Raw genomic sequence first — 11,636 nt, 5'->3', positions numbered from 1 at the left:
GACCATGGACAACAACGGAGTTGGATCCTGGCTGCACCGCCGCCGGGCAAAGTCCGGGGCCAAAGCTGCCCTCGTCTCCGGCAGCCGGATCCTGGGCTACGACGAACTCTCTACCCGCACCGATCGCCTGGCCAATGCACTTGTCGCCCGCGGCGTGGGCAAAGGGGACGGGGTGGCTTACCTTGGCGAAAACCACCCATCGTTCGTGGAGACCTTCTTTGCCTGCGGGCTGGTCGGGGCCATCTTCGTGCCGCTCAACACCCGGCTCGCTGCCCCGGAACTGCAGTTCCAACTGCAAGACTCCGGCGCGCGGCTCCTGGTCAACGCTTCCGCTTTGGAAGTCGTGGCGTCCGCGTCCGTGACAGACACAGTGGTAACGCACCGTCTTGTGGTGGCGCCCGACGACGGCACTGACAGTTCCGCTGACGAGCTGCCATCCGGCGTCGAGCTTTACGGCGACGTGATTGACGCGGCAGGCGACACGCCCTTGGATGTGGCGGTGACCCTGGACGACGGCGCCATGATCCTTTACACCTCCGGCACCACGGGCAAGCCAAAAGGTGCGCTGTTGACGCACGGCAACATCACCTGGAACTGCATCAACACCGTGGTGGACATGGACCTGAACCGCAACGACGTGGCCCTCATGATCTCGCCCCTGTTCCACGTGGCGTCGCTGGACATGGGCTTGCTGCCGATGCTGCTCAAGGGCGCCACCGTGGTTCTTGAAGCAAAATTCGACGCCGGGCGGGTACTGGAACTGGTGGCCGAGCATAAAGTCACCACGCTCAACGGCGTCCCCACCACCTTCCAGATGCTCTGCGACCATCCGGAATGGTCGACGGCGGACCTCAGCTCCCTGGACAAGCTCACCTGCGGCGGTTCTGCCGTTCCGCAGCGGGTGCTGGACGCGTATGAGGAGCGCGGCATCGGCTTCACCAGTTGCTATGGCATGACCGAAACCGCGCCCGGGGCGACGATGCTGCCGGTGTCCCGGTCGAAGGAGAAAGCCGGATCCGCCGGGTTGCCGCATTTCTTCACGGATGTGCGGATCGCTGATCCACTGGGCGGTGTTGCTGCTCTCGGCGCTGTCGGCGAGATCCAGATTTCCGGCCCCAACGTCATCAAGGAGTACTGGAACCGGCCCGAGGCCACCGCAGACAGCTACGCGGACTCTTCCTGGTTCCGTTCGGGCGACATGGGCCACCAGGACGAAGAGGGCTTCTTGTTCGTCTCGGACCGCCTCAAGGACATGATCATTTCCGGAGGCGAGAACATCTACCCGGCGGAGGTGGAAGCTGCCATAGCGGAGCTGCCTGAGGTGGGGAGCGTGGCCGTGATCGGTATTGCCGACGAAAAGTGGGGCGAAGTGCCCCGGGCCATCGTCACCCTGCGTGAGGGGAGGACCTTGACGGAGGATCAACTGCGGGCGCATCTGGAAGGGCGCCTGGCCCGGTACAAGATCCCCAAGTCCGTGGTTTTCGTCGAGGAGATGCCGCGGACGGCCAGCGGGAAAATCCGCAAGATGGACCTGCGGAAACAGTTCGCCCAATAGGGGTCCCCACCCCTGGACGCTCTCTCACGTCCCGCCCGTTTGAACCGAACGCTCTCTCACGTCCCGCCCGTTTGGTGGGGACGCTCTCTCACGTCCCACGGAATGCTGAGTGAGGGTTTGGGGGTTGGGGGTGGTTTGTGAGTGAGGGTTTGGGGGTTGGGGGTGGTTTGTGAGTGAGGGTTTGGGGGTTGGGGGTGGTTTGTGAGTGAGGGTTGGGGGGAAATAATCCGTCAACAGGCTAAATCCGGGTTAACTTTGTCCATCAAACTGCCTTATTGGCTCCCGGGGCATTACGATAAGGCACGACTCATCACCTGAGCGCCTCAAACCTACCCGGGGGAAATACTAATGAGCTCTTACCCGCAGCAACCTCAGCAGACCCAGCCCTACGCCGCCCAAGGCGGCGAGCCGCCACTGTGGGCTCCCTACTACGGCGCCCCGATCGGCGCAGCAGTCAACCGTTTCTTCAAGAAGTACACCGCCTTCAACGGCCGCGCCAGCCGCAGTGAATACTGGTGGGTCGCCCTGGTCCTGGGCGTCGTCGGTTTCGTCTTGCAGCTCCTCACCGGCATCCTCGGAGCCGCAGGCGCAACCGTCAGCGCCAACGGCACCTCCGTTCCGGGGCCGGGCGCAGTCGTCGGCCTCATCCTGATTGTCGTTTTCTACCTGGCTGTCCTGATCCCGTCCATCGCGCTGCTGGTGCGCCGTCTCCACGACGGCAACTTCAGCGGCTGGCTCGTCCTGCTCGGCCTGATCCCGGGCCTTGGTGGCCTGGCACTGCTCATCTTTGCGCTCCTGCCGTCCAACCCGGCCGGCCAGCGTTTCGACCAGCCGACTGCCTAGTCAGCCGAGCACCAAGCAGTACGCTCCAATGAAAGGGGCGGCACCCGGTGTGCCGCCCCTTTTGCGTGCCCGCCTCCGAGTTCCGATGCGCCGGACATGACATGCTGTGACTGACACGGACCGACCCCAACGACGAGGAGTGCCATGTCCACGCGAAACATCAAACGCGCCGCAGTGGTTGGCGGCGGGATCATCGGCATCGCTGTGGCCAGGGAACTGACCAACACCCTCGACGACGTCCAGGTCACCGTGTATGAGAAGGAAGACCACCTGGCTGCCCACCAGACCGGGCACAACTCCGGGGTGGTCCATGCAGGCCTCTACTACGAACCCGGTGGGTTGAAGGCGCGGTTGTGCCGCCGTGGGGTGGAGCTGCTCCAGGAATTCTGCGCCGCCAAGAGCCTTCCCTACGAGGCCTGCGGCAAGCTGGTCATTGCCCAGACACCGGAGGAGTCCAAACGCCTGGACAACATTCTCGCCCGCGCCACGGCCAACGGGGTGCCCGGAGCGCGGATGCTGCGCGGTGACCAGATACCCGAGGTGGAGCCAAACGCCGTCGGGCTTTCTGCTTTGCACTCGCCTAAAACGGCGATTGTCGACTACGCAGCCATCACCCGGGCGCTCGCCGACGACGTCCACGCAGCGGGCGGGACCATCCGCCTTGGGACGGAGGTGACGTCGCTGGAACAGCAGGGGAGCGGCGTTGCGGTGTCCACGAAGGACGGTGACGAACATTACGACCTGGTGGTTACTTGCGCCGGCCTCCAATCCGATCGCCTCGCCAAGTCAACCGGAGAGCCCCCAACCCCGCGGATCGTGCCCTTTTTCGGGCAATACTTCCTTCTCGGGGGCGAAGCCCGGGAGAAGGTGCGTGGCCTGATTTATCCGGTGCCGGACCCGAAGCATCCTTTCCTGGGCGTGCACCTGACCAAACGCATAGACGGCGAAATGATGCTGGGTCCCAATGCATTTATCTCCTTTGGTCGTGAATCCTACGCGTGGAAAAACGTCAATGTCCGGGACGTCCTGGATTACGCACTCTTTCCGGGCTTCTGGAATTTCGCCTGGCATAACGTGCCGTCTGCTGCCCGGGAATTCCAGACCGTCATCAGCAGGAAGAAGTTCATCCGTGAGGCAATGCGCTTCGTGCCCTCGCTCGAGGGGGCCAGCGTCCTGCCGGGTACCCGTGGAGTGCGTGCCCAGGCCATGAACGGTGACGGTTCGCTGGTGGACGACTTTGTCATTGCACGACGCCGGGACACGGTGATGGTGCGCAACGCGCCTTCCCCGGGCGCGACGTCGTCGATGGCCATCGCGGAGTACATCGTGGAGCAGGCCCTGGCAGAGTGACCACGGGAGGCGCCAGACAGTTAACAAGCCCGTGACGTACCTGAAACCGCTCCGGACCACACGGTGGATAGCGTGGCGGCATGATCGCATCGACTCTTGGAAGCTGGGCCGCCACCGCGCTCGCCAAGCTGGGCTCCGTCATTGAAGCCGCCTACGTGATGGACTGCGCCGGGCCCGAGTCGGGGAGCCCCGGATCCGACGCCGCGGATCTGACGTGGTTGCCGGCGCTCAGCGGGGTCACAGTTGCCGGTTCGCAGGCCATTCAATCCCACGCTTCGAGGCCCGGTATCTAGCCTTTGGGGGCATCGGAAAGCCAAGGACTGTTGCGTTGGGCACACTTTTCGTAATTTGCGGGTAGCATGCCCTAAACTGCATCACTGAGGTGCCGGAATGGGCACTATGCAGCAACGAAAGCGAACACCCAATGGCTACTGATTACGACGCCCCGCGCAAGACAGAAGAAGAGTCTCCCGCTGAATCGCTTGAGGCCCTCCAGGCATCCCGTGGCGGCGGTGCCCAGACCGCCGTGATCGACGTTGAGGACATCGACACGGCCGAAGGCATCGACCTTCCCGGGGCTGATCTTTCGGGTGAAGAGCTGACCGTCATTGTGGTCCCTGAGCAGTCCGACGAATTCACCTGTGGATCCTGTTTCCTGGTCCGTCACCGCTCGCAGGTGGCTTTGGAAAAGAACGGCCTGAAGTACTGCAAGGACTGCGAAGGCTAGATAACGCCGAGGTCTCGTTACCTTCGATCACGAACCAAGGTACGGAGACCCCGTTTCCGGCCTGAAAACACGGCCCGCGGGACCTTGTCATGACCCGCCCGTAACCAATCGGCGCACCCTTTAACGGTTGCGTGCCGAAGCGGCCACAACCCGCCCCAAGCCCCTCCCACCCTCCTAATGTTGAAGTATCAACGTAGCCTGAAGGGGGCACAAAAAATGAGGAAATTGGGAGCGGGTTTGGCGGCCGTCATGGCCATTGCCGGACTCGGTCTGATGGCGCCGGGACCAGCCTTGGCCGCCACGTATTGCGGCATCTCGTGGGGTTCATTGGCCAAGGCCGATCCCGATATGAGCGCCGCCAAGGTCACAGGCGTCCGCACCGGCCAACAGCCGTGCTTCGATCGCCTGGTGATCGATATGGCCGGGAAGGTTGCCGGCTACTCCGTGCAGTATGTTCCGGTGGTGACCCAGGACCCGACCGGCTTCCCCATCCCGGTGCTGGGGGACGCGGACCTGCAGGTGGTTGTGACGGCGCCGTCGTACAACCAGGCCGGCCAGCCCACCTATGAACCCGCGGCCAAGGCGGAACTGTCCAACGTTTCGGGATACCAGACGTTCCGGCAGGTGGTTTTCGCCGGCAGCTTCGAAGGAACCACGAGCATTGGGCTGGGGGTCCGTGCGCGGCTTCCGTTCAGGGTTCTCACCTTGGACGGGCCCGACGGCGGGTCCCGGCTGGTAGTGGATGTCGCCCACCACTGGTGATCGGTCGGCCCTTGGCCCTCCATAAAGTGGGAAAGCGGCCAGTTCGCGGGAAACTTCCCTGCGAGCTGGCCGCTTTCCCACGAACTCGGCGTAACGCGAGCCGTGCGGACCGGCTACTCCGGAACTACCAGTGCCGGGGTGTCCTTGCGGATGGTCTCGCCACGGAAGAACCCGGGACGCATGCGGGCCTGAACAAGCATGACCACGCCACCGAGGGCCAGGATTCCGATGCCAAGCACGAACACGAGGCCCACACCGAAGATTTCCGAGCCGCTGCCGAAATCCGGATCCCAGCTGTCCACTGCGGTCTGGATGAACACCACGAAGAGTCCCAGGCCACCGAGCAGCGGGCAGACGAGCCGGAAGAAGAAGTTCCGGGCGTTGGAGAACACGCTGTTGCGGAAGTACCAAACACAGGCGATGGCCGTGAGCCCGTAGTAGAAGCAGATCATCAGGCCCAGAGCCAGGATGGTGTCGTTGAGGACGTTCTCGCTGATCACGTGCATCACCGCGTAGAACCCGGCGGACAGGACGCCCGCAGCGACAGTGGCGAAGCCCGGCGTCGAGAACTTCTTGCTCATGTGGCTGAAACGCTCCGGGAGTGCACCGTAGTGCGCCATGGCCAGCAGGCTGCGGGACGGCGACGTAAACGTGGACTGCAAGGATGCCGCGGACGACGACAGCACCGCGAGGGACATGAGGATCGCGAACGGACCCATGACCGGGGAGGCCAGCGCGGTGAAGACGTTGGCGTGGTTCTCGGCGTTGTTCAGGCCAATTCCTGCATCTCCTACACCGGCGAACATCATGGTGGCGATGGTGACCAGCAGGTAGATGCCAAGGACGATGACAGCGGTGAGCGTGCCTGCCAGTCCGGCAGTCTTCTTGCCGTTGGCGGTTTCCTCGTTGACCGTGAGGCAGACATCCCAGCCCCAGTACACGAAGATCGACAACGAGATGCCTGCAGCGATTTGGCCGAAGGTTTCCACCTTGGTCACGTCGAACCAGTCCCAGTTGAAGGGGATCGCGGTCTCGGAGGTGGACCAGTTGGCAAACGCCATGGCCACGAACAGGCCCAGGACCAGCAGTTGGAAACCGACCAGGCCGTACTGAACGATTTTGGTGGTGTGCAGGCCGCGGTAGCTGATCCAGACGGCCAGTGCCACGAAGACGAAGCAGGTTGCAACGTTCAGGAGTTTGTTGGAGGCCAGGTCCGCAAGCTCGGGTGAGCCGGTGGCCTGGGCCAGGAAGAGGTAGAAGAAGTCCACGGCGACGCCCGCCAGGTTGGACAGGACGATGATGTTCGCTGCGAGCAGGCCCCAGCCGCCCATCCAGCCAACCCATGGGCCGAAGGCCTTGGTGACCCAGGTGAAGGTGGTGCCGCTGTCCGGGGAGTCAGCGTTGAGCTCCCGGTATGCGAGCGAGACCAGGATCATGGGAATGAACCCGATCAGGAAAATAACGGGCAACTGGAGCCCGACTTGGTTGACGGTGGGTCCGAGCGCACCCGTGAGGGTATACGCCGGGGCGATAGTTGAAATGCCAAGAACGACGACGGCGAGGAGCCCCAACTGCCCCGTCTTCAGTCCCTTGCCGCTGATGTTGTGCGACTCTGCAGCATCGACGCTGCTGCGGCGGATTGTCTGGCTCATATGGGGCCCTTTCTAGATGGCCGAAGGTTGCTGCGTGGTGCTGGCCAAGGACGTGGGGCCTTCGAGGCGGGAAAGTTCAATCATGGTGGCATGTACTCCGGTGAGACGACAGTCACTAAATGAATAGCGTTCATTTAGTATGGCCTGTGTCACGCTCCGGCGCAAGGCCCAAATGAATCCCATTCATATGTGACTTCGCCGCCCCGATCGTCCGGGTTAGCCGCCGAGGGTTGGCAGGGTCAGGATTTCCGCACCGTCGGCGGTAATGGCGATGGTGTGCTCGCTGTGTGCCGTGCGGCAGCCGGTGACGCTGCGCAGGGTCCAGCCGTCCGCGTCGGTGACGAGCTGTGCCGTGTCCGCCATGACCCACGGTTCAAGTGCAAGCAGCAGGCCGGGGCGCAGTTTGTATCCGCGTCCGGGCCGGCCCATGTTGGGTACATGCGGGTCCTGGTGCATGGTGGATCCGATGCCGTGCCCGCCAAATTCGACGTTGACCGGGTACCCGGCCTCGGTGAGAACGGAACCGATGGCGTAGGAGAGGTCGCCGATCCGGGCCCCCGGGCGGGCCGCGGCAATCCCGGCACGCAGGGCGCGCTCGGTCACTTCAATCATCGCCACGCTTTCGGCGGGCTTCGAGTCGCCCACGATGAAGCTGATCGCGGCGTCTGCCGCGATGCCCCGAAGGGAAACCGCGAGGTCGAGGGTCAGTAGGTCGCCGTCGGCCAGGGCGTAGCCGTGGGGCTTTCCATGGAGGACGGCGTCATTGACCCCAGTGCAGATGTAGTGCCCGAAGGGTCCCCGGCCAAAGGACGGTGCGTAGTCGACGTAGCAGGACTGCGCGCCCGCTTCGAGGATCATTTCCTTGGTCCACTGGTTGATGTCCAGGAGGTTGGTTCCCACTGCGCATCGTTGCTTGAGGGTGTGCAGGATATTGGCGACGAGGGCGCCGGAGTCCTTTGCCCGGAGCAGTTCGGCGGGGGTCAGGATCTCGATCATGGAGGGCCTTTCGCGGGATTACCAATAACTATCCCGGCCATATTATCCCGGTATTAGAATTGGATCCATGGTCAGGCTGCCCCTCACACCCGCAGAGGCCGAACGCGGACAGCGTCTCGGCGCCCTTTTGCGACGCGCCAGGGGAGGGAGGTCCATGCTCGAAACTGCCCTGGATGCAGGGGTTTCCCCTGAAACCCTCAGGAAGATCGAATCCGGAAGGGTAGCAACCCCCGCGTTCCCCACCGTGGCCGCAATCGCCGAGGTCCTTGGCTTGTCACTGGATGAGGTGTGGGCCGAGATCAACCAGCCCGAACCCGGGACCGTCCGTCGCGGCGAACGCGAAAGGCTCGCGTCCTAGCCCTGGCGCTGCGGGCGTGCCCGCACGTGCATCCGCTCGCCCTGCTGACCGAAGAGCGTGAGCAGCTCAACCGGGTCCTTGGTGGCGCTCGCGAACCAATGTGGCGTCCGCGTATCGAATTCGGCCACCTCGCCGGGCTTCAGCACAAAGTCGTTCCCGCCCAGGACCAGTCGCAGCCGGCCGTTGAGGATGTACATCCAGTCGTAGCCCTCGTGTGACTGGGGTTCCGGGGTTTCCTTGCCCGTGGCACCTCGGAGCACCATTTTGAAGGCCTGGATGCCGCCCGGTCGTCGGGTCAGGGGAAGGGCGGTGCCCCAGGGGTGGACGTGCGGCTTGAGATGGATGCGGGGATCGCCCGTTTCCGGAGCGTCAATGAGCTCCTCCAGCGGGATCTGATGGAGGCGCGCCAAGGGCAGGAGGAGTTCCAGCGTGGGTTTCCGCTGGCCACCCTCCAGCCTGGAGAGGGTGCTGACCGAGATGCCCGTGGCTTCCGAAGCTTCCGCGAGGGTCACGTTACGCTGCGTCCGCATCGCCCTCAGGCGCGGACCAACGGCGTCGAGCATGGAGCTGAAGTCTGTAGCCATGGGATCAGTTTGCCATACTGGCAAATTTCTTTGCTGTTCACGATGATGTGCCAAACCATGGAAGGAGCGGCGCAGGGCCGCTCCGATGACGTGGAGGTATAGTGGAAACAGGAAACAGCCGGATGGCCGGACAGTACGACGTAGTGGTTGTTGGTGGTGGCGCAGCTGGGTTAAGTGCGGCTGTAAGTTTGGGCCGCGCCCTTCGATCCGTTCTGGTGATCGACGCCGGCGAGCCCAGGAACGCGCCGGCGGCCGGCGTACACAACTTCCTCTCCCGCGATGGAATCAACCCCACGGAGCTACTCAGTCTGGGGCGGGATGAGGCAATCCACTACGGGGCCGACGTCGTGGGCGGGGAAGCCGTAGCGGCGCGCCCAACCGGGGAACAGCGTACGACGGCGGAACCGCGCACCGCAGCCCAGCCCGCCTTTGAGGTGGAACTGGCGGACGGCAGTACCGTGGCCGCCCGCCGCTTGCTGGTCACCACCGGCGTCGTGGATATCCTGCCCGACGTCGAAGGGATCCGTGAGCGCTGGGGCAAGGACGTCCTGCACTGCCCGTACTGCCATGGATGGGAAGTCAGGAACAGGGCAATCGGCATCCTGGGATCCGTCCCCATGGCTTTGCACCAAACACTGCTGTTCCGCCAGTGGAGCCCCTCCATCACGCTGTTCCTCAACGACATTGTGGAGCCGACTGAGGAGCAGTGGGAACAACTCGCGGCCCGTTCCATCACCGTGATTGAGGGCAAAGTCCGTTCCCTTGACGTTTCCGATGATGCGTTGGCCGGCGTGGTCCTGGAATCCGGCAAGGTGGTTCCCGTGGACGCCCTCGTGGCCGGACCGCGGGTGGAGGCACGATCCGGCGTCCTTGAGTCCTTGGGTATTTCCACGGTGGAGCACCCGATGGGGGTGGGCCGCCTCGTCGAAGTGAGCCAGCCCGGTGGAGCTACCTCCGTCCCCGGGGTGTGGGCGGCCGGAAACGTTACCGACCTCACCGGCCAAGTGATGGCTTCCGCGGCATCCGGCACCATGGCCGCGGCTGCCATCAACGCGGACCTGATGCTCGAAGAGACCACGCTGGCCGTGGAAGCTGCCCGGTTGGCTGTCCGAATGTGAGCAAAAGGGTCGACTCAGAGACCAAGAGCGAGGAACATTGAAGGACAGCCGTTGAAGGAGGTTGCGTATGTGCTACGCCTACTATGACGACTTCGAGCGGCGCACGAAGAAGGACTCCGCGCGCAAGCCCGAGACGCACACGTCTGAGCCAGTGAAGGAAACGGAAGCACCCGCAGAAAGCCGTCCGCGGACGGAAGGAACACTGTGGACTTTCCTGGCCCGCCGTCGCAGGGAAATCGAGGTTTCCGAACCGAAGATCGACCGCATCCGCGAGAAGGTCTAGGCGCCGTCCTGGACTGACCCGAAGAACCGATCCACTGAAAGGCGCTGCTCCGGCAGCGCCTTTCCGCTGCGCGTGACCGCCGCTGCGCGGGATCGCCCTGCGCGGGACCCGCTATAAAAACGCTGTGACGCGAATCTTCCTAGCCTGCCAGCTCTGCCCGGAGCGGATACACGGCGCCGTCCAGGATCACTTGGAGGCACGTGCCCTCCGCGTTGACCAGGAGTGGTGCCATCAGGTTCACGGTGGTCTTCTCCGACGCCGGGTTGACCACCACCAGGACGGTTGCGTTGGCAACACTGGCAAGGCCCAGCGCATCCAACGACGCCGCGGGAATGGCTGGCTCGTAATCGGGAACATACACGGAGGCGTCAGCTACGAACATCCGGGCGCGCGGCTCAGCCACTTCCAGGGCGTAGAGTCCTTCTGCTCCGGCGATGCGGCGCAGCGAGAACCCCTCGGCCGATTCCAGCCCGGGCATGGGGGAGGCGAAAGTCAGGGTGTCGAACGCCAGTGCCGTGCTCATCGGAGGAAGTCCATCAGCGTCGGCTGGAGCACCTTGGCCGAGACGGCAAGTGCCACCTGATAGTTGGTTTCCTGCAATTTCAAATCCATGACTGCCTTTCCCAAGTCCATGTCTTCGACACGCGACCTTTGAGTTTCCAGCGTAGCCTTCATCCCCTCCAGCGAGTCCTGGGCCTGCCCGAGCCGCGTTTGCCGCATGCCAACATCGGAGCGGCCGTCGATCACGGCTTTGATGCGGTCGCCGAGCGCGGCCAGCCGGGCATTGGGGTCCGCGCCGGAACGGATGTCGGCGACGACGTCACTCACCAGGGCGAAAACAGAGCCGGCGCCATCGCCGAAGATCGCTCCGCCGTCGGAATCCACGCGCACAGTCCGGGCGGCGTCAACGCGACGTTCCACGGACCCGCCGGCCGTGCCCACGAACGCTGGCGGAGTTGTGTTCGTAAACGCACCCACGGTGTCCGAGTTGCCGGCGAAGACGTTGCGGCCCAGGTACTGCGTGTTGGCCTGGGTCAGGAGGTCCTTGCCCAGGCCTTCGATCTCGACGGCGATGGCCTCCTTCGCGCTGCTGTTGAGGGTGCCGTTGGAGGCCTGGATGACGAGGTCCCGGACGCGGTTGAGGATGTTGGTGGACTGCCCTAAAGCGGTATCGGCAGCCGCGAGCCAGCCATTGCCGTCGCTGATGTTGGAGCCGTATTGTGTGGCCGCACTGAGTTGTGCGCGCATTGCGATGGCTTGGGCGGCACCGGCGGGGTCGTCGGAAGGGCGGCTGATGTTTTTCAGTGTCTGGGCCCGTTCCTGCAACTCTGCAAGCCGGGATTGGGCGGTCTGGAGATTCCGCTGCGCGGAAGCTGACATCATCTGGTTGGTGACGCGATTGAGCATG

At 63.7% G+C, this 11,636-nt stretch carries 14 protein-coding genes; 9 read left to right on the top strand and 5 right to left on the bottom strand.

Features of this window, described 5'->3' with window-relative positions:
- The first annotated feature begins 4 nt into the window (after window positions 1–4).
- The 6 genes from menE (at window position 5) to ACNQOP_RS16805 (ending at window position 5,237) form a co-directional block, all read left to right on the top strand.
- On the top strand, window positions 5–1,555 hold the full coding sequence (gene menE, locus ACNQOP_RS16830; protein WP_416405202.1) for an o-succinylbenzoate--CoA ligase: 1,551 nt from the start codon (window positions 5–7) through the stop codon (window positions 1,553–1,555).
- A 348-nt stretch (window positions 1,556–1,903) separates the two neighbouring features.
- Window positions 1,904–2,398 (top strand): DUF805 domain-containing protein, encoded by a 495-nt coding sequence (locus ACNQOP_RS16825; RefSeq protein ID WP_235518832.1) that lies wholly within the window; start codon window positions 1,904–1,906, stop codon window positions 2,396–2,398.
- Window positions 2,399–2,542: 144 nt separating this feature from the next.
- The gene (gene lhgO, locus ACNQOP_RS16820; protein ID WP_416405201.1) at window positions 2,543–3,748 is read left to right on the top strand and encodes an L-2-hydroxyglutarate oxidase; all 1,206 of its coding nucleotides are present in this window, start codon (window positions 2,543–2,545) and stop codon (window positions 3,746–3,748) included.
- An 80-nt stretch (window positions 3,749–3,828) separates the two neighbouring features.
- Complete coding sequence (locus ACNQOP_RS16815; protein ID WP_416405200.1) at window positions 3,829–4,041, top strand: hypothetical protein; 213 nt, start codon at window positions 3,829–3,831, stop codon at window positions 4,039–4,041.
- 131 nt (window positions 4,042–4,172) lie between these two features.
- Window positions 4,173–4,475, top strand: coding sequence for a DUF4193 domain-containing protein (locus tag ACNQOP_RS16810; RefSeq protein ID WP_211712788.1), 303 nt, complete (start codon window positions 4,173–4,175; stop codon window positions 4,473–4,475).
- 216 nt (window positions 4,476–4,691) lie between these two features.
- Window positions 4,692–5,237, top strand: coding sequence for a hypothetical protein (locus ACNQOP_RS16805; protein WP_416405199.1), 546 nt, complete (start codon window positions 4,692–4,694; stop codon window positions 5,235–5,237).
- Window positions 5,238–5,350: 113 nt separating this feature from the next.
- Here the strand turns inward: ACNQOP_RS16805 and ACNQOP_RS16800 are convergent, their stop codons facing one another.
- Window positions 5,351–6,889, bottom strand: coding sequence for an APC family permease (locus tag ACNQOP_RS16800; RefSeq protein ID WP_416405198.1), 1,539 nt, complete (start codon window positions 6,887–6,889; stop codon window positions 5,351–5,353).
- A gap of 216 nt (window positions 6,890–7,105) precedes the next feature.
- A complete protein-coding gene (map, locus tag ACNQOP_RS16795) occupies window positions 7,106–7,885 on the bottom strand; it encodes a type I methionyl aminopeptidase (RefSeq protein ID WP_416405197.1) in 780 nt (259 codons plus the stop codon).
- Window positions 7,886–7,952: 67 nt separating this feature from the next.
- Between map and ACNQOP_RS16790 the strand changes: the two genes are divergently transcribed.
- Window positions 7,953–8,243 (top strand): helix-turn-helix domain-containing protein, encoded by a 291-nt coding sequence (locus tag ACNQOP_RS16790; protein ID WP_235518839.1) that lies wholly within the window; start codon window positions 7,953–7,955, stop codon window positions 8,241–8,243.
- Here ACNQOP_RS16790 and ACNQOP_RS16785 read toward each other — a convergent pair.
- Window positions 8,240–8,827: a helix-turn-helix domain-containing protein gene (locus ACNQOP_RS16785; protein WP_284985889.1), complete on the bottom strand. Its 588-nt coding sequence runs from the start codon at window positions 8,825–8,827 to the stop codon at window positions 8,240–8,242. The genes ACNQOP_RS16790 and ACNQOP_RS16785 overlap by 4 nt on opposite strands.
- Before the next feature lie 122 nt (window positions 8,828–8,949).
- On the opposite strand from ACNQOP_RS16785, the gene ACNQOP_RS16780 reads away from it, so the two are divergent.
- Both ACNQOP_RS16780 and ACNQOP_RS16775 read left to right on the top strand, forming a co-directional pair.
- The gene (locus ACNQOP_RS16780) at window positions 8,950–9,945 is read left to right on the top strand and encodes an NAD(P)/FAD-dependent oxidoreductase (protein ID WP_416405234.1); all 996 of its coding nucleotides are present in this window, start codon (window positions 8,950–8,952) and stop codon (window positions 9,943–9,945) included.
- 67 nt (window positions 9,946–10,012) lie between these two features.
- A complete protein-coding gene (locus ACNQOP_RS16775) occupies window positions 10,013–10,228 on the top strand; it encodes a hypothetical protein (RefSeq protein ID WP_416405196.1) in 216 nt (71 codons plus the stop codon).
- Between the two features lie 139 nt (window positions 10,229–10,367).
- Here the strand turns inward: ACNQOP_RS16775 and ACNQOP_RS16770 are convergent, their stop codons facing one another.
- Together ACNQOP_RS16770 and flgL are read right to left on the bottom strand one after the other, a co-directional pair.
- Complete coding sequence (locus ACNQOP_RS16770; protein ID WP_416405195.1) at window positions 10,368–10,751, bottom strand: flagellar assembly protein FliW; 384 nt, start codon at window positions 10,749–10,751, stop codon at window positions 10,368–10,370.
- Window positions 10,748–11,635 carry a flagellar hook-associated protein FlgL gene (flgL, locus tag ACNQOP_RS16765; protein ID WP_416405194.1) on the bottom strand — a complete coding sequence of 296 codons (888 nt, stop codon included), beginning with the start codon at window positions 11,633–11,635 and terminating at the stop codon, window positions 10,748–10,750. Before flgL ends, ACNQOP_RS16770 begins: the two co-directional genes overlap by 4 nt.
- Window position 11,636: the final 1 nt, after the last annotated feature.

The sequence above is a fragment of the Arthrobacter sp. LFS091 genome, assembly GCF_047977885.1.
Lineage (GTDB): Bacteria > Actinomycetota > Actinomycetes > Actinomycetales > Micrococcaceae > Arthrobacter.
The sequence above is the reverse complement of the archived record's forward strand: the minus strand, read 5'-3'. Positions and strand labels throughout refer to the sequence as shown.

Bases quoted from the DNA above. Each gene is read 5' to 3' on its own strand.
- ACNQOP_RS16775 (WP_416405196.1), top strand. From the start codon at position 10,013: ATGTGCTACGCCTACTATGACGACTTCGAGCGGCGCACGAAGAAGGAC.
- ACNQOP_RS16770 (WP_416405195.1), bottom strand. From the start codon at position 10,751: ATGAGCACGGCACTGGCGTTCGACACCCTGACTTTCGCCTCCCCCATG.
- ACNQOP_RS16805 (WP_416405199.1), top strand. From the start codon at position 4,692: ATGAGGAAATTGGGAGCGGGTTTGGCGGCCGTCATGGCCATTGCCGGA.
- ACNQOP_RS16815 (WP_416405200.1), top strand. From the start codon at position 3,829: ATGATCGCATCGACTCTTGGAAGCTGGGCCGCCACCGCGCTCGCCAAG.
- flgL (WP_416405194.1), bottom strand. From the start codon at position 11,635: ATGCTCAATCGCGTCACCAACCAGATGATGTCAGCTTCCGCGCAGCGG.
- ACNQOP_RS16780 (WP_416405234.1), top strand. From the start codon at position 8,950: ATGGCCGGACAGTACGACGTAGTGGTTGTTGGTGGTGGCGCAGCTGGG.
- ACNQOP_RS16785 (WP_284985889.1), bottom strand. From the start codon at position 8,827: ATGGCTACAGACTTCAGCTCCATGCTCGACGCCGTTGGTCCGCGCCTG.
- ACNQOP_RS16800 (WP_416405198.1), bottom strand. From the start codon at position 6,889: ATGAGCCAGACAATCCGCCGCAGCAGCGTCGATGCTGCAGAGTCGCAC.
- ACNQOP_RS16825 (WP_235518832.1), top strand. From the start codon at position 1,904: ATGAGCTCTTACCCGCAGCAACCTCAGCAGACCCAGCCCTACGCCGCC.
- ACNQOP_RS16810 (WP_211712788.1), top strand. From the start codon at position 4,173: ATGGCTACTGATTACGACGCCCCGCGCAAGACAGAAGAAGAGTCTCCC.
- map (WP_416405197.1), bottom strand. From the start codon at position 7,885: ATGATCGAGATCCTGACCCCCGCCGAACTGCTCCGGGCAAAGGACTCC.
- menE (WP_416405202.1), top strand. From the start codon at position 5: ATGGACAACAACGGAGTTGGATCCTGGCTGCACCGCCGCCGGGCAAAG.
- lhgO (WP_416405201.1), top strand. From the start codon at position 2,543: ATGTCCACGCGAAACATCAAACGCGCCGCAGTGGTTGGCGGCGGGATC.
- ACNQOP_RS16790 (WP_235518839.1), top strand. From the start codon at position 7,953: ATGGTCAGGCTGCCCCTCACACCCGCAGAGGCCGAACGCGGACAGCGT.